This window comes from Runella sp. MFBS21 (assembly GCF_029433105.1).
Taxonomy (GTDB): domain Bacteria; phylum Bacteroidota; class Bacteroidia; order Cytophagales; family Spirosomataceae; genus Runella.
Window position 1 is genome coordinate 51,166 of record NZ_JARNTW010000029.1, and the last position, 23,383, is coordinate 74,548.

17 protein-coding genes and 1 tRNA gene are annotated in these 23,383 nt (G+C 41.8%); 6 read left to right on the top strand and 12 right to left on the bottom strand.

Going from position 1 to position 23,383, the window contains the following annotated elements:
* Window positions 1–22 precede the first annotated feature (22 nt).
* Complete coding sequence (locus tag P1X15_RS30135; protein ID WP_277341846.1) at window positions 23–1,105, top strand: patatin-like phospholipase family protein; 1,083 nt, start codon at window positions 23–25, stop codon at window positions 1,103–1,105.
* On the opposite strand, the gene P1X15_RS30140 is transcribed toward P1X15_RS30135, so the two are convergent.
* Window positions 1,094–1,792 (bottom strand): YjjG family noncanonical pyrimidine nucleotidase, encoded by a 699-nt coding sequence (locus P1X15_RS30140; protein ID WP_277341847.1) that lies wholly within the window; start codon window positions 1,790–1,792, stop codon window positions 1,094–1,096. The two genes, P1X15_RS30135 and P1X15_RS30140, sit on opposite strands and share 12 nt — an antisense overlap.
* A gap of 35 nt (window positions 1,793–1,827) precedes the next feature.
* Here P1X15_RS30140 and P1X15_RS30145 point away from each other — a divergent pair, with 35 nt between their 5' ends.
* The 5 genes from P1X15_RS30145 (at window position 1,828) to rlmN (ending at window position 7,664) form a co-directional block, all read left to right on the top strand.
* Entirely contained in the window at window positions 1,828–2,667 is an 840-nt protein-coding gene (locus P1X15_RS30145; protein WP_277341848.1) for an MOSC domain-containing protein, read from the top strand.
* 171 nt (window positions 2,668–2,838) lie between these two features.
* A complete protein-coding gene (crtD, locus tag P1X15_RS30150; protein WP_277341849.1) occupies window positions 2,839–4,308 on the top strand; it encodes a 1-hydroxycarotenoid 3,4-desaturase CrtD in 1,470 nt (489 codons plus the stop codon).
* A gap of 131 nt (window positions 4,309–4,439) precedes the next feature.
* Window positions 4,440–5,408, top strand: coding sequence for a type IX secretion system membrane protein PorP/SprF (locus P1X15_RS30155; RefSeq protein ID WP_277341850.1), 969 nt, complete (start codon window positions 4,440–4,442; stop codon window positions 5,406–5,408).
* 106 nt (window positions 5,409–5,514) lie between these two features.
* Window positions 5,515–6,528, top strand: coding sequence for a zinc-binding dehydrogenase (locus P1X15_RS30160; protein WP_277341851.1), 1,014 nt, complete (start codon window positions 5,515–5,517; stop codon window positions 6,526–6,528).
* Between the two features lie 68 nt (window positions 6,529–6,596).
* Window positions 6,597–7,664, top strand: a complete 1,068-nt coding sequence (gene rlmN, locus P1X15_RS30165; protein WP_277341852.1) for a 23S rRNA (adenine(2503)-C(2))-methyltransferase RlmN — start codon at window positions 6,597–6,599, stop codon at window positions 7,662–7,664.
* 74 nt (window positions 7,665–7,738) lie between these two features.
* Here rlmN and P1X15_RS30170 read toward each other — a convergent pair whose 3' ends face one another.
* The 11 genes from P1X15_RS30170 to P1X15_RS30220 form a co-directional block, all read right to left on the bottom strand.
* A complete protein-coding gene (locus P1X15_RS30170) occupies window positions 7,739–10,054 on the bottom strand; it encodes a family 20 glycosylhydrolase (RefSeq protein ID WP_277341853.1) in 2,316 nt (771 codons plus the stop codon).
* A 134-nt stretch (window positions 10,055–10,188) separates the two neighbouring features.
* Window positions 10,189–14,520: a DNA-directed RNA polymerase subunit beta' gene (gene rpoC / locus P1X15_RS30175; RefSeq protein WP_277341854.1), complete on the bottom strand. Its 4,332-nt coding sequence runs from the start codon at window positions 14,518–14,520 to the stop codon at window positions 10,189–10,191.
* A 101-nt stretch (window positions 14,521–14,621) separates the two neighbouring features.
* Window positions 14,622–18,479, bottom strand: a complete 3,858-nt coding sequence (gene rpoB / locus P1X15_RS30180; RefSeq protein WP_277341855.1) for a DNA-directed RNA polymerase subunit beta — start codon at window positions 18,477–18,479, stop codon at window positions 14,622–14,624.
* A gap of 301 nt (window positions 18,480–18,780) precedes the next feature.
* Window positions 18,781–19,161: a 50S ribosomal protein L7/L12 gene (gene rplL, locus P1X15_RS30185; protein WP_028664231.1), complete on the bottom strand. Its 381-nt coding sequence runs from the start codon at window positions 19,159–19,161 to the stop codon at window positions 18,781–18,783.
* A 114-nt stretch (window positions 19,162–19,275) separates the two neighbouring features.
* Window positions 19,276–19,809, bottom strand: a complete 534-nt coding sequence (gene rplJ / locus P1X15_RS30190) for a 50S ribosomal protein L10 (protein WP_028664232.1) — start codon at window positions 19,807–19,809, stop codon at window positions 19,276–19,278.
* A gap of 2 nt (window positions 19,810–19,811) precedes the next feature.
* The gene (rplA, locus tag P1X15_RS30195; protein WP_028664233.1) at window positions 19,812–20,510 is read right to left on the bottom strand and encodes a 50S ribosomal protein L1; all 699 of its coding nucleotides are present in this window, start codon (window positions 20,508–20,510) and stop codon (window positions 19,812–19,814) included.
* Window positions 20,511–20,541: 31 nt separating this feature from the next.
* Window positions 20,542–20,985, bottom strand: a complete 444-nt coding sequence (gene rplK / locus P1X15_RS30200; RefSeq protein WP_277341856.1) for a 50S ribosomal protein L11 — start codon at window positions 20,983–20,985, stop codon at window positions 20,542–20,544.
* A gap of 99 nt (window positions 20,986–21,084) precedes the next feature.
* Window positions 21,085–21,639: a transcription termination/antitermination protein NusG gene (nusG, locus tag P1X15_RS30205; RefSeq protein ID WP_277341857.1), complete on the bottom strand. Its 555-nt coding sequence runs from the start codon at window positions 21,637–21,639 to the stop codon at window positions 21,085–21,087.
* A 36-nt stretch (window positions 21,640–21,675) separates the two neighbouring features.
* Window positions 21,676–21,867, bottom strand: coding sequence for a preprotein translocase subunit SecE (gene secE / locus P1X15_RS30210; RefSeq protein WP_277341858.1), 192 nt, complete (start codon window positions 21,865–21,867; stop codon window positions 21,676–21,678).
* Window positions 21,868–21,885: 18 nt separating this feature from the next.
* Window positions 21,886–21,956: transfer RNA gene (locus tag P1X15_RS30215), tRNA-Trp, on the bottom strand.
* A gap of 75 nt (window positions 21,957–22,031) precedes the next feature.
* Entirely contained in the window at window positions 22,032–23,240 is a 1,209-nt protein-coding gene (locus P1X15_RS30220) for a TCR/Tet family MFS transporter (RefSeq protein ID WP_277341859.1), read from the bottom strand.
* Window positions 23,241–23,383 lie beyond the last annotated feature (143 nt).

Consider the following 23,383-nt stretch of genomic DNA (forward strand, 5'->3'; position numbering starts at 1 on the left):
GTTTTAAACAAAAAACGTTTTTATGATTCAAAAAGTGTTTTTGTATCTCAGCAAATATTGTCTCATTTACAGCCTTTTTCTCTATTCTTTTTCCGTTTTTTCTCAAAAAAAATACCACAACCTTGTCTTGGAAGGAGGAGGTATCAGAGGGATTGCCTACTGTGGAGCCATTCAAGAACTCGAACAACGAGGGCTACTCAAAGACATCAGACGATTGGGAGGAACTTCAGCGGGTGCGATTCAGGCATCTTTGCTAGCGGTAGGCTACTCGGCAGCCGAACTTACGGATTTGGTAGCCACTATGAAAATACAATCATTTAACGATGGTCAATACATTTTTGTGGGCGGAACCCAACGTCTCATCGAACGATTTGGATGGTACCGAGGAGATGCTTTTAAAAAGTGGATTGGCGAAAAAATCGAACGCAAAACAGGAAATGCTAGTTTGACTTTTGGCCAACTTCATAACCTTACCCAACAGGATAGTTGTTTTAAAGATTTATATGTAACCGTGACTAACCTTACGCAACAAAAAGCGATGGTATTGTCTCACGAGCATTTTTCAGATTTGACAATTGCCGATGCCGTAAGAGCCTCTATGTCGATTCCGTTGTATTATTGTGCGGTTTTTATGGATAGCACTGGCAAGTTTTATGAACGCCCTCCTCGCAATATCGCGGCTGATGTACTGGTAGACGGAGGACTCTTGATGAACTATCCGATTGGTCTGTTTGATCAAAATCGTTTTTTGAGTGCTCCCAACCCTTACATTAGTCCCGAATCACCTGTTTTCAATGCCGAAACCATAGGTCTGCGACTAGAAAGTGCGGAACAAATCAAAGCCGACGCTCAAAATTTTGGACTTGCTCCTTATCCCATTCGTAGTTTTAAGACCTATATGGGGGCGTTTTACAATTTAGTTTCAGAAGCCGCTAATCGGTACAACTTTCGCCCTGAAGACCTTCAGCGTACTATCTCCATAGATTTCAAAAATGTGGGAGCTAAAGTCAGAAAACTATCAGAAATAGAAAAAAAGACGCTAATTGATAGCGGAAAAGAATGTGTCGGAGATTTTTGCCAGCCTATTTCTTCTTTACAACACTGATTTTAGCTCTTCTAAATGCTGAATGTCGTAAGTAGGTTTTGTTTCAAAAGCTAATTTTTTAGGATTATAATAAGCTGCATCCATTCCAAATCGCATAGCACCCATTACATCGGCTTCCCAGTTGTCTCCAATCATCAAGCTCTCTTCTTGGCGAGCTTTAGCAGCATTTAAAGCAAACATAAAAATCTGAGCATCTGGCTTTTTAGCCCCCGCTTTTTCGTTGGTTATGACATGCTGAAAATAATGCTGAATCCCTGCACTTTCCATTTTGGATGCCTGAATAGAATCAAAACCATTGGTCACGATGTGCAGTTGATAATTTCTTTCGGCACAATAATCCAACAAAGCTACCGCCCCATCCAACAGGTGTGACTTTTGGGGTAATAATCGTAAATACTCTTCTCCCATATCTTTCCCAAATGCTAGCTGTGGTATTTTGAGTGCTTCAAAAACGAGTCTAAACCGATGCTCTCTGATATAGCCATGCGCAATACGTCCTTGGTCAAAATCAGCCCATAAACTTGTATTGATTTCGATAAAAGTTTTAACAAAATCCCCCAATGAAACTACTCCATGATTCACAAGCTCGAAATCATGATAAATCTCCGTCAAAGACTCAGCTGAATTGCGTTCAAAATCCCAGAGTGTATGATCAAGATCAAAAAATAAGTGTTTGTAGTTTGGCATCGAATAACGAGTTTTGTGCAAATCTACGAACTAGAATGACGTCTCCTCTTATACTTTCCGAAATCTTCATCTATCCTGTTAAGTCGCTATCAGGGATTCGCCTCTCAGAGGCAATTGTAGAAGAACGTGGTCTTCGCCATGATCGCCGATGGTTAATTATTGATGATAATAATCTTTTTGTGACCCAACGCCAACATCCTCACATGGCTCTTATTGATGTATCTTTAGGTTCAGAGGGTTTATTTTTACGGCATCGTACTCGTGATTTGGGTGAGTTGGCTGTACCGTTTCTGCCTCAAACCTCTGATAAAGTGAATGTCACCGTTTGGGATGACCAAATGGAGGCCATAATAGTGAGCGATAGCGCCAATGAGTGGTTAAGTCAAACGCTCGGATTTTCAGTTCGCTTGGTTTATTTGCCAGAGACTTCTCCCCGACTGGCTGACCGACGTTATTCTCCTCTGGATATCAATGTAAGTTTTGCGGATGGATATCCTTTTTTGGTGGTTGGACAATCTTCTTTGGATGACTTAAACGTTCGTTTGCCGCAGCCTATTTCTATCTTAAGATTTAGGCCTAATTTGGTATTTGAAGGTGGACTCGCGTATGATGAAGACCAATGGTATGAGTTTTCGATAGGAGATCTTTCTTTTTATGGTGTAAAACCCTGTGCGCGTTGTGTCCTTACTACAGTAGACCCCGAAAAAGGAGAAATCGCAGGTAAAGAACCGCTTCGTACTTTATCTACCTATCGAAAGCATAACAATAAGATTTTCTTTGGTCAAAATGTAATTACAGCTCAAACCGGGATTATTCGAGTAGGGGATGAGATAATTGTATCAAGCAGGCAACAACGCCAAACAATGTCTGTTTAAAATGGTTTGATATTGCAGGGTTTGTTTTGTTAAACTTTGTTGCGGAGGGGTTAAATTAATTGATTTCTAAATTTTCACGGACGGGTTAAATCGATTCGTCTCTAAATTTTCACAGGCAGATTAACTCAATTTACTTCTAAATTTTTACGGACGGGTCGTCCGTGCCACAGAATGAAAAAAGCGGCAGTTATCGGGGCTGGCATTGCTGGCATTGCTTCAAGTATAAGACTAGCCAATAAAGGCTATGAAGTGCATATTTTTGAAGCAAATTTGTATCCAGGGGGCAAATTATCAAGTTTTGAGTTAAAAAGGTTTCGATTTGATGCGGGACCGTCTCTGTTTACGATGCCCCATTTGGTAGATGAGTTGTTTCGAATTTCAGGAAAAAACCCGCAAGATTATTTTGATTATATTCGCTTAGATGAAGCTTGTCGGTATTTTTGGGATGATGATACCCAGCTTATAGCTTACGCTACTCAGCAAGCATTTGCGAAAGAAATAGAAGAAAAACTAGGGGAACCTGCCCAACATGTTTTAAATCATTTAAAAGACAGTGCCCTGAAATACGAGGTTACTGAAAAGCTATTTCTTCATCGTTCACTCCACAAAATAGGTACTTATTTCAATCGAGATGCCCTGAAAGGCTACCTCAACTTGCATCATTTAGAGGCATTTACAACCATGAATCGTGCCAATGAAAAACGTTTCCAAAATCCTCGCGTAGTGCAGTTGTTTAATCGTTATGCCACCTACAATGGCTCCAATCCTTATCAAACACCTGCTACGATGAATATTATTCCTCATTTAGAATATAACATCGGAGCTTTTTTTCCCAAAAAAGGAATGGTCTCCATTACTGAGAGCTTGGTGCAGCTCGCTAAAGAATTAGGCGTCGAGTTCCACTTCAATACCTTAATATCAAAAATTGAAACCCGTACTGATAGAGTGCAGTCCTTAGTTATTTCAGATGGCTCATCACTTAATTTTGATATAGTGGTAAGCAATATGGACATTGTTAATACTTTCAGAAAACTGTTGCCTCAAGCTCGTCAACCCGAACGCATTCTGGACCAACCTAAATCTAGTTCTGCTTTGATTTTTTATTGGGGTATCAATCACTCCTTCTCACAACTTGGGTTGCACAATATTTTTTTCTCAAACGACTACCCAACTGAGTTTCAACATTTATTTCAACAAAAAACTATTTATTCTGACCCAACAGTCTACGTCAATATCACGTCCAAACACAAACCCGACGATGCTCCCGCAGGAAAAGAAAACTGGTTTGTAATGGTGAATGCGCCCAACAATGAAGGACAAAACTGGGATGATTTAATAAAGCAAACACGTCAAAATATCCAGAAAAAATTGGGAGAAGTGCTCAAAAAAGATTTGTCAACACTTATTGAATGTGAAGAGGTTTTGGACCCTCGCAGTATAGAAACAAAGACTTCTAGTTCGCAAGGGTCATTGTACGGCAACAGTTCCAACAATCGTTTTGCGGCATTTTTACGTCACGCAAATTTTTCAAGCCAATTCAAAAACCTTTACTTTGTAGGGGGAAGTGTGCACCCTGGTGGCGGAATTCCTCTGGCTATCTTGTCGGCCAAAATTGCTACTGACCTAATCCCCAAAGCCTAAAAAGACATTTAGGCTCGATTTTTGCTTGAAAATATTCAGTCTTTTTCTTTTTTTAATTGAAAAAACTTAGATTCCTTATATATCATTTCATTCTATCCACTCTACGGTTATCCTGTAGAGCCATTTTTTTATTGTGGATAGGCAGTCCTTACCTATCTCAGGCCCAACAATTGCCCCAATACGCTCAGTATATTCAAAACAATTTTTTGATTAATCCTGCCCTTGCTGGTATTGAAAACTATGCCGATGCCCGCTTGGGATATCGACAACAATGGGCTGGCCTTGCTGACGCACCTCGCACTTTTTACGTGACAGCTCACTTGCCTATCGGAAATCCTGATTTTGAAATCGAACCTGCTTCCCCTCGTTTTAGCTTTGGTCGTACTCCTGTCGTCACCTTGCCTGATGCCCACGCAGGAGCAGGGCTATCTCTTGTCCGGGACCAAATAGGCCCTTGGTCGAGGTTTTCTTTTAGTGCAAGCGCGGCTTATCACTATCCTATCAACGACGATTGGCAAATTAGCGGAGGCCTTGCCGCTGGAATCACCCAGCATACGCTTGATTTTGATTACATCAAACTAGCCAATACGCAAGACCCATTATTAACCGTGGGCAAAATCAGCACCTTACGACCCGACCTACATATGGGTATCTGGGCGTATTCTCCCGATTTTTTTGCAGGTTTTTCTGTGCAACAGATTTTGGGGACGAAATTAAAATTTCAACGTAGCAACTATGATTGGCAAGGCAAATTAGTCCCTCACTATTTTATCACTGCCGGCTATCGGCTTAGCCTTTTTGACGATTGGGACTTTACACCTTCTGTTTTGTTCAAAAAATCAACCGACGGGCCACTTTCTTGGGACTTAAATTTGAAGTTTAGCTATCTAAATCAATTTTGGTTTGGAGTTTCATATCGCCAAAGAGACGCTTTTTTGGGGTGGGTAGGAGCCCGCCTTGCCCAAAAGTTCACCTTTACCTATACTTACGAATATGGCATTTCGTCCCTTTCTTCAAGTACTCGTGGCTCTCACGAACTGACCTTAGGTGTCACTTTCGGCAATCGAAATCACTATACTTCTCCGAGGAGTTTTTGGTAAAAACGTTTTGTTTTTTTATAATAAAACGAATCTCTCACCAACTAAGGAACTCCAAAAAGTGTTGTAGAAACAGTGGCATCACCCAAACTCTTATTTTCTAATCATTATGAAAGCTGCACTTATTCCTGAAATCAATCGGGCTGTAACTATCCAAGAAGTTGAAAAACCAACACCTGGACAAGGAGAAGTGATTGTTAAAATAAAAGCAGCGTCCCTCAATCACCGCGATGTGTTTGTCCAACAAGGCAAATATCCTGGTATGAAACTCCCCGTAATCATTGGTTCAGATGGCGCGGGTACAGTGGTCGAAATAGGAGAGGGACTCTCAGATACCTGGCTTGGCAAAGACGTCATCATCAACCCATCTCATAATTGGGGAGATGACGACCGTTTTTACAGTAAATCTTTCAAAATCTTAGGAATGCCTGATAATGGCACCTTTGCCGAGTATGTCAAAGTAGAAGCCAAGTATCTGCATATCAAGCCTACACACTTAAGTTTTGAAGCCGCAGCAGCACTTCCGCTTGGGGGGCTTACCGCTTGGCGCGCACTTATGTCAAGGGCTGGCCTCAAAGCAAATGAAAAAGTACTTGTGACTGGCATAGGGGGAGGGGTAGCTTTATTTACCTTGCAATTTGCGACAGCAGCGGGTGCCGAAGTATGGGTCACATCAAGTTCTGATGAAAAAATCAGCAAAGCAATTGAATTGGGTGCCAAAGGAGGTATTAATTATAAAGACCCCAATTGGGCCAAAAATTTGATAAATGCCACTGGCGGCGACCGCAGCGGGTATTTTGATGTCATCATTGATAGTGCATGTGGGCCTGGTTTTGCCAAGCTTATTGATTTAGCAAAACCAGGCGGCCGTATTTGTTTTTTTGGCGGCACCACAGGCAATATCACGGATATAGCACCAAGTAAAGTGTTTTTTAAACAACTCAATATTTATGGTTCTACCATGGGTACCGAAGCCGAATTTGAAGCCATGGTTAGGTTTGTAGAAACACACCAAATTCAACCTATCATAGACCAAACTTTTTCTTTGGAAGAGACAGAAACGGCATTAAGAAAAATGGATCATGGAACACAGTTTGGTAAGATTGTGTTGAAACTTGGGTGATGGTCTGTAAATCAGTACCTTTGCAATACAAATAATTTAGAGACAAGCACTCTAAATTTCTATTTACAATGACAGAAACAATCTTAGTCCCCAAGCAGGATATACGCAAACTCTCCATTGCTCAACTCAAAGAATGGCTTGGACAACATGGAGAACAACCTTTTCGTGCCAAACAAATTTTTGAATGGTTGTGGAAAAAATCTGCTACCTCTTTTGACGATATGAGTAATCTTTCACTCAAAACGAGAGAATTACTAAATCATCATTTTGAAATCCGAGCTATTACGAATGCCAAGTCGCAAAAAAGCAACGACGGCACTATAAAATCGGCATTCAAACTTTATGACCAGCACCTCATTGAGGGGGTGCTGATTCCAGCCGATGATCGTATGACAGCTTGCGTCTCTAGTCAAGTGGGATGTTCGCTTACATGTAAGTTTTGTGCTACTGGATACATGGAGCGTAAACGCAACCTCGATGCCTCTGAAATGTACGACCAAGTGGTTGCTATCGACCGGCAAGCAAAAGAAAACTTTGGTACACCTCTTACCAATATTGTATACATGGGAATGGGAGAGCCGCTGTTGAACTACACCAATGTACTTGAATCCATCGATAAAATCACCTCTCCCGATGGACTAGGAATGGCTCCTAAACGAATCACTGTGTCGACAGCTGGAATCGCCAAAATGATAAAAAAATTAGGAGATGATGGGGTAAAATTCAACCTTGCTCTTTCGCTGCATGCAGCCAATGATACGAAAAGAAACCAGATTATGCCCATCAATGAGTCTAACTCACTGAAGAATTTGGCAGAAGCATTACAGTATTTTTACCGTAAAACCAAAAATCGAATTACGTTTGAATACATCGTATTTCACAATTTCAATGATACGCTCCAAGATGCCAAAGAGCTGTGGGAGTTTACCAAAAAAGTACCCTCCAAAGTGAATATCATTGAGTATAACCCCATCGCCGAAGCAGCCTTTAAGAATACCGAAGCCGACAAATTGGACCAATTTGCCAAATTTCTAGAAAACAAAGGCGTCGTGGTCAATGTACGTAGAAGCAGAGGCAAAGACATAGATGCCGCTTGCGGACAGCTTGCCAACCGAGAAAAAGAAGGGGCAGCATAAAAATTTAATATATTATCAAAAAGGGTGGTTTAGCCAATTATAAACCACCCTTTTTGATTTCTGTATAGCAAACCTTAATCTACTACCACTTCGTCCATAGCTATCGTAGTAGGACGCCCGGCGGATGGATGCCCTTCAGGGGCAGGGCCAGCGTTTTTAGCGCGTATACGCACATATCTCGCCCTTGCAGTCTTGAAGTCTGCCACCACAGGCAAAATGTCCCACGGGCCTTCTAATTGATATTTAACAGGTTGTACAATCGCTTCTTTAAAATTTTCTCCATCTCTCGAAAGTCCAATTTCGACCGAGTTAGGAGGGAAGACATTATTCATTATAATCTTCAAGAAATTTGTAGAGACCTTTGTGACAGGCCGAACCTCGCCTAAATCTAATGTGATTTCAAAATCTTTACCGTTGATACGCACCCATTCGCTATTGTTTCGAGGACTTTGAGCCACCTGCCCGTCGGTAAGTTTTTTCTTATCCGTATCCACTCCCTCAGCGGGAGGATTGGCATAGGTATAGGACTTGCCTTTGGCACGATGAATAAAAAACTTCTCTTCAAATTTAGCCCCTGCGGTCGTGATTGCTTTGACTGTGGTGATTTTATCAAGTGTAATGGGCATTAAATACTCAGTAGAACTCGTGGTGGGGGCTTTTCCATCAGTAGTATAGTATATCTTACTGTCGGAGTCAAGCTTCTCTAAACGTACTTGCAATTGCCCTTGATTGTTGAATTGAGTAACAGCCCGTATATCCAATATTCTTTTCGAATAATTGACTTTTTGATAATCCATACGTTTCAAATGAGTCTTCAAACGAGTCGAAAAATCCTCAAAGTTTTTGGGTCCAGAGGGTCCCCAAGCTATCTCGGCAATGGCAGAAGCTCTTGGAAAAGTCATGTATTCTACTTGGGCTGGCGTAGGCATATATTCTGTCCATACATTTCCTTGAATCCCCAAAATGTATTTTTGTTCGTCAGCCGAAAGCTCTGCCGTAGGATTGTATTCATATACTTTTTCTAAGGGCAAATATCCTCCTATTGCTAGAGGTTCATTGGCGGGATTGGCTTGATAATAATCCAGATAGCAATACGTATTGGGAGTCATAATGACATTGTGTTTTTGTTTCGCTGCCTCAATTCCTCCTTTAGTACCTCTCCAACTCATCACAGTTGCGTTAGGAGCCACTCCACCTTCCAAAATTTCGTCCCAGCCAATAATGGCTCGCCCTTTGGAATTCACAAACTTTTCGATACGCTTGATAAAATAACTCTGAAGCTCGTGTTCGTCTTTTAGTTTTAATTTTTTGATTAAATCCTGACAAAATTCACTTTGCTTCCAAGCATCTTTAGGACATTCGTCTCCCCCGATATGGATGTACTTGCTTGGGAACAGCGCAAAAACTTCCGTCAAAACATCCTGTAAAAAAGTAAAAGTTTTCTCATTAGGACAGTAGACATCTTTCATTACGCCCCACTTAGTAGCTACTTCATAGCCTTTTGATGGTTCGCAACCCAGCTCAGGATAGGCCGCCAAGGCAGCCGATGAATGGCCCGGCATTTCGATTTCGGGGATGATTGTTACGTATTTGGACTGAGCATACTTTACGATATCTTTGATTTCGGCCTGTGTATAAAACCCGCCGTGCTCTTTTCCGTCAAACTTTTGCGGATAGTTTTCAGAATAGTGCCCCACCAAGGTCTCCTTTCTTTTGGACCCGATTTGAGTAAGTTTGGGGTATTTTTTGATTTCAATACGCCATCCTTGATCTTCAGTAAGGTGCCAATGAAACACGTTCATTTTGTGAAGTGCCAATAAATCAATATACTTTTTGATAAACGAAACCGGCATAAAATGACGCCCTACATCCAACATCAATCCTCTATGGCTGAAGCGGGGTCTATCTTGAATCTGACATACCGGAACCGTCCAAGCCACATTGGCAACGGGAGTAGGACTAAAAACCTCGACTGGAAGTAATTGCAAGAGCGTCTGAATACCATAAAAAGCCCCCTGTGGTGTAGCAGCCTCTAAAATAACGCGGTCTTGACTTACCAATAACTTATAACCTTCAGTGCCTAATCCTAGGGCTTTATTTAGTCTTACCAAAACAACATTTTTGGCAGTCGCTGGAGCGGCCGTTGCTAAGGTTAACGGCAAACTTGAGGCAGTTTTGAGCGTATTAGAAAAGCTTAAAACTACGGGTTTGAGCAAAGCATCTTTGGCCGTTAGGACTATTTTAGTTTGGGCATTTAATACAAACTGCCCTTCTCCACCATTAAACTGAGCAGGAAAAGGTAGAAGATTATAGTTATTTTCTTGGGCATGTAAGTAGGATAAAAAAAACGTGAGAAAGACGAAGGAAAGCGAAAGAATGTTTTTTTTCATACTTGAAGGATAAAAAGTTTGTAAACAAAGAAAGTAAAAAACGGTAGTATTCAAAAAAAAGTATGGACTCAACCTTAACAAAAACGCCCTGACAAATGCCAGGGCGTTTGGTATGATACTCATTTGGAAACCTACTAGTTTGTAAGTTCACGTTTGCTCCGACGAGAATTGCCACGTTCGCGAGATTCGCTTACAGTTTCGAGTTCTTCTTTTGAACCGATAATAAGCTTCTGATAACGACGAGCACCTGTACCTGCCGGGATCAAGTGACCTACAATTACGTTTTCTTTCAGACCATCGAGGGTATCTCGTTTTCCACGTACGGCTGCTTCGCTCAAAACTTTGGTTGTTTCTTGGAACGACGCGGCGGAGATAAAGCTCTCTGTACCTAAAGACGCCTGAGTGATACCCATCAAAGTAGGTTGAGCAACGGCTGGTTTAGCATCACGTGCTACCACGAGACGTTGGTCACGACGCTTGAGGGTAGAGTTTTCGTCACGCAAACGACGCGCCGAAATCAACATACCAGGCTTGAGTGTTTCAGAATCACCCGCATCTTCTACTACTTTCATATCAAGTACGCGGTCGTTTTCTTCACGGAAAGTCCATTTGTCAACGGCCTGCATTTCCAAGAAATTGGTATCACCTGGATCCATAATTTCAACTTTTTGCATCATTTGGCGTACGATACACTCAATATGCTTATCGTTGATTTTTACCCCTTGTAGGCGATATACCTCTTGGATTTCGTTTACAAGATACTCTTGCACGGCGGTTGGCCCTTTGATAGAAAGGATATCACTTGGGGTGATAGCACCATCTGAAAGTGGCTCACCTGCTTTTACGTAGTCCCCATCTTGCACCAAAATGTGTTTTGACAATGGCACCAAGTATTTTTTGCGAGTACCGTCTTTAGATTCGATGTTGATTTCACGGTTACCACGTTTCACAATACCATAGATAACCACTCCGTCGATTTCTGATACTACCGCAGGGTTAGATGGGTTACGAGCTTCAAACAATTCCGTTACACGAGGCAAACCACCCGTAATATCACGAGTTTTACCTAAAGTACGCGGAATTTTGGCCAAAGCTTGTCCAGCTTTGATAGTGGCACCATCCTTGATAACTAAGCGAGCACCTACGGGTAAGTTGTAGATTTTTTCTTCAACATCCGTCAAAAGCGGGCTCTTACCTTTCACTAAGATACCTGGGTTTTTGGTACGGTCACGTGTCTCGATAATCACCATTTCTTGGAAACCCGACTGTTCGTCTATTTCTTCACGGAAAGTGATACCTTCCTCGATTGACTCATACTCAATGCTACCATTAAACTCCGACAAGATGACGGCGTTATAAGGATCCCAGTTACAAAGTTCTTGGCCTTTGGTTACTTTTTCGCCTTCTTTCACTAGCAAGCTAGCTCCATAAGGTACGTTGTTAGCGATAAGAACTTGTCCGTTTACTTCACTCACGATACGAATTTCACCCGAACGTCCCATGACGATTGTTACAGGATTACCTTCGTTGTCGGTTGACTCTACGGTACGCATATCTTCAAATTCTACCTTACCATCAAACTTGGTCTTGATAGAAGCTTCTTGGGCGATGTTTTGTGCCACCCCACCGACGTGGAAAGTACGAAGGGTAAGCTGGGTACCAGGCTCTCCGATTGACTGCGAGGCAATTACCCCAACAGCTTCGCCATTTTCTGCCAAACGACCCGTAGCCAAGTTACGTCCATAACATTTCGAGCAAACACCATTGCGAGTTTCGCAAGTCAATACCGAACGAATTTCCACCGTTTCGATGCTAGTCTCATCAATACGTGCAGCGATTTCTTCGGTAATTTCGCTACCCGAAGCGATGATAAGCTCGCCAGAAAGCGGATCTAAAATATCATGAACCGTCACACGGCCCAAAATACGCTCCGACAATGGCTCTACAATATCTTCGTTGTCTTTCAAAGCCGAAATTTCGATTCCTCTTAAGGTTCCGCAATCTTCTTCATTCACCACAACGTCTTGAGCTACATCATGCAAACGACGGGTCAAGTAACCCGCATCAGCCGTTTTCAAGGCCGTATCAGCGAGACCTTTACGAGCACCGTGTGTAGAGATGAAGTACTCCAATACGTCAAGACCTTCTTTAAAGTTTGACAAAATTGGGTTTTCGATGATTTCTCCGACACCACCCGCTAGGTTTTTCTGAGGTTTTGCCATCAAGCCCCTCATTCCACCCAACTGACGAACCTGCTCGCGCGAACCACGTGCTCCAGAGTGCATCATCATATACACCGAGTTGAAGCCTTGTTGGTCTGACTCTAGCTGAGCCAACAATGTATTGGCAAGTTTGGTGTTAGTACGAGTCCAAACGTCGATGATTTGGTTATAACGTTCGTTTTCAGTGATAAGACCCATCATAAAGTTGTCCATCACACCTTGTACTTCCGTTTTGGCCGAATCAATCAACTGCCATTTTTCATCCGGGATTTTGATATCACCCAATCCGATTGACAATCCACCTTTGAAAGCTGTTTGGAATCCTAAGTGTTTGATATCATCCAAGAATTGAGCACAACGAGCGTTTCCAGCGATTTTGAAGACATGTCCAATGATTTGTTGAAGTTTTTTCTTTGTCAACAACTCATTGATATATCCTACCGACTCAGGTACACACTGATTAAACAAAATACGACCTGCTACGGTATCAATTATTTTTTTCTCCAAAGTACCGTCTTCGTTACGAACAGTTACACGGCATTTGATATGAGCATGCTTTGAAAGTTTACCTTCGTTGATAGCAATGATTACTTCATCAGCACCATAGAAAATACGTCCTTCACCAATGATAGGAATTTCAGGGGTAGACTTGCGACCTTTGGTCACATAGTAAAGCCCCAACACCATGTCTTGAGAAGGTACGGTAATAGGTGCACCGTTGGCAGGGTTTAGGATGTTGTGTGACGAAAGCATCAACATAGATGCTTCCAACACCGCCTCTTGCCCTAGTGGTACGTGAACCGCCATTTGGTCACCGTCAAAGTCAGCGTTGAAGGCGGTACATACAAGTGGGTGCAACTGAATCGCTTTACCTTCAATCAATTTAGGTTGGAAGGCCTGAATACCTAAACGGTGAAGTGTTGGAGCACGGTTGAGCAACACAGGGTGTCCTTTCAACACGTTTTCCAAGATATCCCAAACGACAGGGTCCTTACGGTCTACGATTTTTTTCGCAGATTTTACTGTTTTAACAATTCCCCTCTCGATGAGTTTACGAATAATAAACGGTTTGAATAACTCAGCCGCCATGTCTTTTGGAAGACCACACTCATGCAATTTGAGTTCTGGACCTACCACAATTACCGAACGACCAGAGTAGTCAACACGCTTACCGAGCAAGTTTTGACGGAAACGTCCTTGCTTTCCTTTCAGCATATCTGAAAGAGATTTCAAAGCACGGTTACCTTCCGAACGCACGGCGTTTACTTTACGGCTATTGTCAAAAAGAGAATCTACTGCCTCTTGAAGCATCCGTTTTTCATTCCGCAAAATCACCTCAGGCGCTTTGATTTCGATCAAACGCTTCAAACGATTGTTACGGATGATTACGCGACGATATAAATCATTCAAGTCGGAAGTCGCAAAACGACCCCCGTCCAAAGGCACCAATGGGCGCAACTCTGGTGGAATAACAGGCACCATCCGAATCACCATCCATTCTGGACGGTTTTCGATACGAGTATTTGCATCACGAAGAGCCTCTACTACTTTAAGACGTTTTAAGGCTTCTGCCTTACGTTGCTGAGAAGTATCGGTAGCTGCAGCGTGGCGAAGTTCGTATGACAATTCGTCCAATTGAGTACGCGACAACAACAATTCTAGTCCTTCAGCACCCATTTTGGCGATGAATTTGCTAGGATCAGTGTCGGGCAACAATTGGTTTTCTCTTGGCAATTTATCAACAATATCCAAGTACTCATCTTCCGTCAAGAAGTCCATTTTATTGACCCCATCTTCGGCTTTAATACCTGGCTGCACTACTACATAGCGCTCATAATAAATTATTTGATCCAATTTTTTGGTAGAAAGACCTAGCAAGTACCCAATTTTGTTGGGCAAGCTACGAAAATACCAAATGTGAGCTACTGGTACGACAAGCTCAATGTGCCCCATTCGTTCGCGGCGAACTTTTTTCTCCGTTACTTCTACACCGCAACGGTCGCAAATAATCCCTTTATAACGAATACGTTTGTATTTACCACAGTGGCATTCCCAGTCTTTTACTGGCCCAAAGATGCGCTCGCAAAAAAGCCCGCCCATTTCGGGTTTGTAAGTACGATAGTTAATCGTTTCAGGCTGGGTTACCTCACCATATGAGCTTTCCAAAATGGACTCTGGTGAAGCCAAGCTGATGGTAATCCGTGAAAAGTCACTATTGATTTTCTTGTTTTTCTTGAATGACATTTTCGGATATGATTTTTGTGAAAGTTTCTTTTTTGAGTTTAAATATTTATTTGTTTGAATACAAAGTGTGGTGCACTATGCATCCAAACAAATAAATGGTGTTAATCCATTGTGATTTCGAGTGCCAAACCACGCAACTCATGAATCAATACATTGAATGATTCGGGAATGTTTGGTTTTGGAAGATTTTCGCCTTTCACAATAGCTTCGTATGCTTTTGCACGTCCGATTACATCATCCGATTTCACGGTCAAAATCTCTTGAAGAATGTGAGATGCACCAAAAGCTTCGAGTGCCCACACTTCCATTTCTCCAAAACGCTGACCTCCAAATTGGGCTTTACCACCCAAAGGTTGCTGAGTGATAAGTGAGTATGGTCCAATCGAGCGGGCGTGCATTTTATCATCCACTAAGTGCCCAAGTTTCAGCATGTACATGATACCCACCGTTACGTTTTGGTCAAACTTATCTCCAGATTGGCCGTCATAAAGAGGGGTGCGACCAAAGGAAGGAATACCCGCTTCGTTTAGCTCAGATACTACTTGTTCTTCGGTAGCACCGTCAAAAATTGGCGTCGCGTACTTACGACCTAATTTGCGTCCAGCCCATGCTAAAATGGTCTCATAAATCTGACCAATGTTCATCCTTGAAGGTACCCCAAGTGGGTTCAAAACGATGTCCATTGGTGTTCCATCAGCCAAGAATGGCATATCCTCGTCACGAACAATTTTGGCAACTACCCCTTTGTTACCGTGGCGACCTGCCATTTTATCACCCACTTTAAGCTTACGCTTTTTAGCAATGTATACTTTGGCAAGTTTTACGATACCCGCAGGAAGTTCATCTCCCACTTCTAGGGTAAAGCGCTCACGTTTGAAGCGACCCGTAATTTCGTTGCGACGTTTTTGATAGTTTTTGACCATCTCAAAAAGCAACTTATTAGTCGTTGAGTCGTCTGTCCAACCTTCAATAATCAAATCACCCAACAAGTTTACTTCTTCAGGCACCACATATCCGCCTTCGTCGCGGTAGGGGTTTTTGTCAGGGAATATGTTATTGATGATATTTACACGGCTAAACTTCACGCCTTTGCTCATGATGTCTTCACCGAACTTATGTTTTACACCCGCAGAAGTTTTTCCGTCAAGAAGTTCCACCATTTTATCAATGATTACTTCACGGATTTTATTCAAGTCGCGGCTGTAATTTTTCATCAAAACTTTCAGCTCATCCTTCTGTTTCACACGTTCATCACGACCCGGACGAGAGAAAAGTTTGGTATCTACCACTACCCCTTTCATTGATGGTGGTGCTTTACGCGAAGCATCTTTTACATCACCCGCTTTGTCACCAAAGATAGCTCTCAAAAGTTTTTCTTCAGGAGTAGGATCAGACTCACCTTTAGGGGTGATTTTACCAATCAAGATATCTCCTTCTTTTACTTCTGTTCCGATTCTTACAATACCATTTTCGTCGAGGTTTTTCACAGCTTCCTCGCTTACGTTAGGAATTTCTGCCGTCAATTCTTCCTCACCACGTTTGGTATCACGTACCTCTAAATCAAATTCTTCAATGTGAATAGAGGTAAAAATATCATCACGAACTACTCTTTCTGAGATTACGATAGCATCCTCAAAGTTATAACCTTGCCAAGGCATGAATGCCACGAGTAGGTTACGGCCAAGCGCCAATTCACCTCCTTCTGTTGCATATCCTTCACTTAATATATCACCTTTGCTCACCTTTTGGCCTTTCAATACCATTGGTTTCAAGTTGATACAGGTATCTTGGTTGGTACGGCGGAATTTAACTAGGTTGTAGGTAACGATATCACTATCAAAACTTACCAAACGTTGCTCATAAGTACGTTCATAACGAACCACAATTTTGGTAGCATCTACAAACTCAATTACACCGTTTCCTTCAGCAACTACCAAAGCACGTGAATCACGCGCGACCCTTCCTTCTAGACCAGTTCCCACAATAGGAGCCTGAGGACGAAGAAGAGGTACAGCTTGACGTTGCATGTTTGAACCCATCAAAGCACGGTTAGCATCATCGTGCTCTAAGAATGGAATCATAGAAGCCGCTACAGATACAATCTGATTGGCCGCAATATCCATTAAAGAGGCTTGCGAAGGATCCACCATTGGGAAGTCACCTTCAAAACGAGTCTTAATTTTCTCTACCAAGAAGTTTCCGTCATCATCCACTGAGGCATTGGCCTGAGCGATATATCGCGAGTCTTCTTCTTCAGCAGTAAGGTATACAAGTTCATCGGTTAGCTTACCGTTGTCAATCACACGATAAGGCGTTTCGATGAAGCCCATACTGTTGGTTTTGGCATATACACACAAAGACGAAATTAGACCGATGTTGGGACCTTCTGGTGTTTCGATAGTACAGAGACGCCCGTAGTGCGTATAGTGAACGTCACGTACCTCAAAACCTGCTCTTTCGCGGCTCAAACCTCCAGGCCCTAATGCCGACATACGACGTTTGTGCGTAATTTCGGCAAGTGGGTTGGTTTGGTCCATAAACTGCGAAAGCTGATTGGTGCCAAAGAAAGAATTAATCACCGACGACAATGTACGGGCATTAATCAAATCAATAGGTTTGAAGTCTTCGTTGTCACGCACGTTCATACGCTCTTTGATAGTACGAGACATACGCGCCAAACCTACACCAAATTGCGCCCACAATTGCTCACCGACGGTACGTACACGACGGTTTGACAAGTGGTCGATATCATCGACTACCGCTTTGGCATTGATAAGACCAATCAGATATTTTACAATCGACACAATGTCTTGCGTTGTCAAGACTTTGGTATCCATTGAAATTTCTAATTGTAATTTTTTATTAACACGATAACGACCTACATCTCCTAAGTCATAACGTTTATCCGAGAAGAATAAACTTTGAATCACTTCACGAGCGGTTTGCTCATCGGGTGCTTCGGCGTTACGTAATTGACGGTAAATTTGCTCAACCGCTTCTTTTTCAGAGTTTGAGCTATCTTTTTGCAACGTATTATAGATAATATTATAATCCGCTACATTCATATCTTCGCGGTGCAAAATGATTGATTTTTGCCCCGAATCTAAAATCACATCCAAATCATCAGCAGAAACGATAGAATCACGTTCTAGTAATACTTCATTACGGCTGATAGAAACTACCTCACCGGTATCTTCATCAACGAAATCCTCGGTCCAAGTACGCAAAACCCGCGCAGCTAGGCGGCGTCCTACGGCTTTCTTTAAGCTAGCTTGTGTAGCCGGGATTTCTTCTGATAGCTCAAACAGATCGAGAATCTCTTTATCTGAGCCAAAACCGATTGCTCTTAATAAGGTTGTTACGGGGAATTTTTTCTTACGATCGATGTAAGCATACATCACATTGTTGACGTCCGTAGAGAATTCAATCCAAGAACCTTTGAATGGGATGATACGTGCCGAATAAAGTTTGGTTCCGTTTGTGTGCTTACTCATTGAGAAAAACACCCCTGGTGAACGGTGCAATTGTGAGACAATTACCCTTTCTGCACCATTAATAACAAAAGAACCTTTTTCGGTCATGTAAGGAATCGCTCCCAAGAAAACTTCTTGTTCGATTGTTTCGAAGTCTTCATTGTCGGCGTCATTACATTTTAGGCGTAATTTAGCCTTCAAAGGCACCGAATAGGTAAGTCCACGCGCGATACACTCATCCACAGAGTATTTGGGGGGATCAAGTGCATAGTCCACAAATTCGAGGACGAAGTTTTCGCGAGAGTCTGAGATTGGAAAGTTTTCCTGGAATACTTTGTAAAGTCCTTCTTTGTGACGATCTTCGGCTGCCGTGTCAAGGTCAACGAATTCTCGATATGAACGAACTTGTACATCTAGGAAGTCCGGATAATCAATTACTGGCTTAATCCGGGCGAAATTTTTACGTGGAGTTTGTTTGGTTACCAAGGCTTTATAAGTTTTTGGGGGGATTTGGACCAAGCGTTAGTCTAATAAAGTGTAACGCTAAAATTCAATAATTAGTTTACAAAAAACTTAGCTTGCCTCGTAGTTTTACTGAGTTTTTATCCCTCTGCATCGCTCCTACGAGTAGCGAAGTGTTTCAGACTAAACTCTTTTATGGAAGTGAGTAATGAAGGAGTAACTGTACTGAAGCAGCCATTGTATCTCCTAACACTAAAATAGGAATAGACCTGATGCTATATCAGGCCTATTCCAGAAGAATAAAGCGATACTTACCGTAAGTAGATTACTTAATTTCTACTTCAGCACCAGCTTCTTCCAATTGCTTTTTCAAAGCTTCTGCTTCGTCTTTAGCAACACCTTCTTTCAAAGGTTTCGGAGCGCCGTCTACCAATTCTTTAGCTTCTTTCAAGCCAAGGCCTGTCAAATCTTTCACAAGTTTAACAACTTGCAATTTAGCAGCACCGCCTGATTTCAAGATTACATCAAAAGCTGTTTTTTCTTCTACAACTGGAGCGGCATCACCACCACCTGCTGAAGCTACCATTACAGGAGCTGCAGCTGCAGGCTCAATACCATACTCATCTTTCAAAATTGCAGCAAGTTCATTTACTTCTTTTACTGTAAGATTAACAAGCTGTTCTGCGAATGCTTTCAAATCTGCCATTTTATTGTAATGTTAAAATTTGTTACGAGTTTTTTTGATTTTGAAAATTTGGTAATTTGAAGATTTGAAAGATTCAATAAAGTGTCTGTCAAATTTTCAAATTGTGTAATTAAATTACCCTTCGCGTTCTGAAAGGGTTTTAAGGATACCAGCCAATTTACCACCTCCGCTTTGCAATGCCGACACGACATTTTTGGCAGGAGATTGCAATAAGCCAACGATTTCCCCAATTAATTCTTGTCTTGACTTCAGGGTCAAAAGCGTATCCAATTGATTTTCGCCAATGAAGAGGCTATATTCAACCGAAGCACCTTTAAGCTTCAATTTGTCATTGCCTGATTCTTTACGAAATTCTTTGATCAATTTAGCAGCTACTTTGCCTGACTCTGGGTGAAACATGATACCCGAAAAGCCTTTCAATACGCTATCGTTGAAAGATTCGTAATCTGTATCTAAAGTTTCAAGTGCCTTTGCAATCAGCGTGTTTTTAACAACGCGATATTCTACACCTTGGTTAAAACACTTGCGGCGTAGGTTGTTTGTTTCTTCTACAGTCATGCCTGCTGCATCTACAATGTAGAAGTAAGGAACCGCTTTGAACTTGTCGCTGAGTTCCTCTATGATAACGGCTTTTTCTTCGCGTGTCATAATTATATTCCTGCAATCGTGCTTTTATCAATAACAACACCTGGGCTCATTGTACTTGAGAGGTGTACACTTTTTACGTAAGTACCTTTAGCCGAAGAAGGTTTAAGCTTCATCAATGTAGCTATGAGTTCTTGGGCATTTTGGGCAATTTTGTCAGAGCCAAAAGATACACGGCCAATACTAGCATGGATAATACCAAACTTATCGACTTTGAAATCGATTTTACCAGCTTTTACCTCTTTTACAGCTTTGCCAACTTCCAAAGTCACAGTTCCTGATTTGGGGTTAGGCATCAAACCACGTGGACCGAGGATTTTACCCAACTTACCAATTTTTGCCATTACGGTAGGCATAGTAATGATTACGTCTACATCAGTCCATCCTTGCTCTATTTTCTGTACGTACTCATCTAGTCCTACATAATCAGCACCTGCTTCTTTAGCTTCTGCCTCTTTATCAGGTGAGCAAAGTACCAATACCCGTACTTCACGTCCTGTACCGTGTGGTAAGGCCACCACGCCGCGCACCATTTGGTCTGCTTTGCGGGGGTCCACACCCAAACGAACATCAATATCTACCGAAGCGTCAAACTTAGTATAAGAGATGCTCTTTAGAATTTCTGCTGCTTTTTCGAACGAATACTCTTGTTTCGCATCGTATTTCGCTAAAGCCTCTTTTCTTTTTTTAGTCAATTTTGCCATTGTTCAAAATGTCTTTACGTCCGCTTCGTGATTAGTTTTCCCAAGGGGCTTTACCTGTAACTGTAATACCCATACTACGCGCCGTACCAGCAATCATCTTCATGGCAGCATCCAAGGTAAAGCAGTTTAAGTCTGGCATTTTGGTTTCAGCGATAGTTTTCACTTGATCCCAGTTAACCGACCCTACTTTCTTACGGTTAGGCTCTGCCGAGCCGAGTTTTACTTTTGCGGCCTCCAAAAGCATAATAGGTGCTGGTGGAGTTTTGATGACAAACTCGAATGATTTGTCTTTGTAATAGGTAATTACTACTGGCAATACCATCCCCATTTTGTCCTGCGTACGACCATTGAATTGTTTGCAGAACTCCATGATGTTCAGACCTTTCGAACCAAGAGCTGGCCCGATTGGGGGAGAAGGATTGGCTTGACCACCTTTCACTTGCAGTTTGACGTAACCTGCTACTTCTTTCGCCATCGTTTTAAAACGTTTAAGTTGGCGTTACCGGTTCTGACGTACGGCTGACAGACAAAACGGAAGCATTTTGTCTCGTACTCCCGGCAACATTCTGATAAATCAGCTTTCTTTTTCGACTTGTGCGTAACTCAGCTCCACGGGCGTGCTTCGCCCGAATATTTTCACGACGACATTGAGCTTCTTCTTGTCATCGAATATTTCTTCTACGGTACCCATAAAACCACTAAAAGGACCGTCAATAATTTTGACGCTTTCACCTTTCATAAAGCTTATTTTTGGTGCCTCAACTTCTTCAACGGCATCTTCTACTTTACCTAAAATACGGTTGATTTCTGATTGCCTTAAAGGAACAGGGATTTTTGAATTACCACTTGTATTCCCTAAGAAGCCTAGTACACCAGGCATAGTTGTAATTAAGTGATAAGCCTCACCTCGGGCCAAATCTGCCGAAACAATAATATAGCCTGGAAAAAAGTTCTTCTCGCGAATGCGTTTCTTCCCGTTTCGCATTTCGACGATTTTTTCCGTTGGAATTAATATTTCTGGAATAGATTCTTGAAGCCCTTGTCTTGTTATTTCATTTTCGAGATAGGACTTAATCTTCTTCTCTTGTCCAGACACGGCCCGGATCACGTACCAATTCAGGTTGCTCATATCTGCTCAACTTTTGGATTACTCAGGACCAATGCCCTAGAATGACTGATAAAGAAAACTAAGTGCGTTTTCAAAAACGAAGTCTATTAGACCGACTACAGCTGCAAAAATTAGCGAGCCTACTAACACAAGTGTTGTACTTGATTGAAGGTCATTTAGTTTGGGCCAAGTGACGTTGTGTCTTACTTCGTCCCAAGAGGCTTTTATAAAGTCTACGAATGAGTTCATTTTGCGCAAAAAAAATAGCACGGGCACCAGGACTCGAACCCAGACCGACGGTTTTGGAGACCGTAGTTCTACCTTTAAACTATGCCCGTGTAAAGGTTCCCTTCTGAAATCGGACTGCAAAAGTATAAAACAGTTTTGTTAACTGCAAGAGTTTGAGAATATTTTCATTCAGAACTTAAAATTTGTTTTATCAATACCCAACTGATAATCGTTAAAATGCCGCCCATCATGAAAGGAGCACCTGAAAATATAAAGGGTGCATTAGATGAAGTAAAATACGCAAACAAGGAAGTCATTAAAAGAGGCCCCCCAATGGCCGTCAAACTCATAAGACTTGTAAGCGCTCCTCTTAACTCTCCTTGCTCATTAGGAGGAACCTGGTTAGACATAATTGCCTGCAAGGCAGGAGTTGCAATCCCCCCCAAAGAAGCCAGAATCGTAATGACAAACATCATCCAACTTTCTGTGGCAAAAGCATACAAAATAAAACTAACAGAATAACCTCCTAATCCCCAGTATATTGAGGCTTTATTCCCTAATTTAGGTATAATAACACGGGTGAGGCCCCCTTGTACAATAGCGGCCATCAACCCAATAAAAGCCAACGAATATCCTACCCACTTTTCGTCCCAACCAAATTTTTTCATAGTAAAATAAGTCCAAGTACTTTGAGTAGCATAGCCGGCTATATAAATAAGTACAAGAGGAATAACTAAACCAAAAATAATAGGGTATTTTTTCAAATGGCGCAAGGCTCCCACCGGATTGGCTCGCTTCCAATCAAAAGGACGCCTATTTTCTTTTGATAAAGATTCTGGTAATACAAAATAACCATACACACAATTAAGCAAACTCAGCCCTGCTGATACAAAAAAAGGAACATGGGGACCATATTGGCCCAACAATCCTCCTATCATAGGCCCTAGAATAAAGCCTAGGCCAAAGGCTGCTCCAATAAGTCCAAAATTTTGAGCTCGTTTTTCGGGAGAACTCACATCAGCGATATAGGCTCCCGCAGTAGTAAAACTAGCCCCAAAAATCCCTGCAATTATACGAGCCAAAAATAGCCATCCTATATTAGTCGAAAATGCACAAAAAAGATAGTCTAATCCAAAACCCAACAAAGAACCTAGCAAGATAGGACGACGCCCATACTGATCACTTAATCCCCCTAAAATAGGCGAAAAAATAAACTGCATGATAGAATAAACAAACATAAGCCAACCTCCGTAAAGAGCAGCATTTGAGATTCCTTCACCTGTCAAATCTTGAATAAGTCGAGGAACAACCGGCAAAATAATTCCAATCCCTATGACGTCAATCAATAGAGTAATAAATATAAAAATAAGGGCAGCATTATATTTTTTGCTCATGTCAAATGGAATTTATTACTAATGCGAATCAAGAGTTGAAAAAGATGTAAATGCACAAAGCGGTAGCGATTTTACCAAAAATATGTAACAAAGTACCCTTATCAGAACGGCATTTAGCGGCATTTTGAATGTCAGTATGTTCA

Bases quoted from the DNA above. Each gene is read 5' to 3' on its own strand.
- P1X15_RS30135 (WP_277341846.1), top strand. From the start codon at position 23: ATGATTCAAAAAGTGTTTTTGTATCTCAGCAAATATTGTCTCATTTAC.
- P1X15_RS30140 (WP_277341847.1), bottom strand. From the start codon at position 1,792: ATGCCAAACTACAAACACTTATTTTTTGATCTTGATCATACACTCTGG.
- P1X15_RS30145 (WP_277341848.1), top strand. From the start codon at position 1,828: ATGACGTCTCCTCTTATACTTTCCGAAATCTTCATCTATCCTGTTAAG.
- crtD (WP_277341849.1), top strand. From the start codon at position 2,839: ATGAAAAAAGCGGCAGTTATCGGGGCTGGCATTGCTGGCATTGCTTCA.
- P1X15_RS30160 (WP_277341851.1), top strand. From the start codon at position 5,515: ATGAAAGCTGCACTTATTCCTGAAATCAATCGGGCTGTAACTATCCAA.
- rlmN (WP_277341852.1), top strand. From the start codon at position 6,597: ATGACAGAAACAATCTTAGTCCCCAAGCAGGATATACGCAAACTCTCC.
- P1X15_RS30170 (WP_277341853.1), bottom strand. From the start codon at position 10,054: ATGAAAAAAAACATTCTTTCGCTTTCCTTCGTCTTTCTCACGTTTTTT.
- rpoC (WP_277341854.1), bottom strand. From the start codon at position 14,520: ATGTCATTCAAGAAAAACAAGAAAATCAATAGTGACTTTTCACGGATT.
- rplL (WP_028664231.1), bottom strand. From the start codon at position 19,161: ATGGCAGATTTGAAAGCATTCGCAGAACAGCTTGTTAATCTTACAGTA.
- rplJ (WP_028664232.1), bottom strand. From the start codon at position 19,809: ATGACACGCGAAGAAAAAGCCGTTATCATAGAGGAACTCAGCGACAAG.
- rplA (WP_028664233.1), bottom strand. From the start codon at position 20,510: ATGGCAAAATTGACTAAAAAAAGAAAAGAGGCTTTAGCGAAATACGAT.
- rplK (WP_277341856.1), bottom strand. From the start codon at position 20,985: ATGGCGAAAGAAGTAGCAGGTTACGTCAAACTGCAAGTGAAAGGTGGT.
- nusG (WP_277341857.1), bottom strand. From the start codon at position 21,639: ATGAGCAACCTGAATTGGTACGTGATCCGGGCCGTGTCTGGACAAGAG.
- secE (WP_277341858.1), bottom strand. From the start codon at position 21,867: ATGAACTCATTCGTAGACTTTATAAAAGCCTCTTGGGACGAAGTAAGA.
- P1X15_RS30220 (WP_277341859.1), bottom strand. From the start codon at position 23,240: ATGAGCAAAAAATATAATGCTGCCCTTATTTTTATATTTATTACTCTA.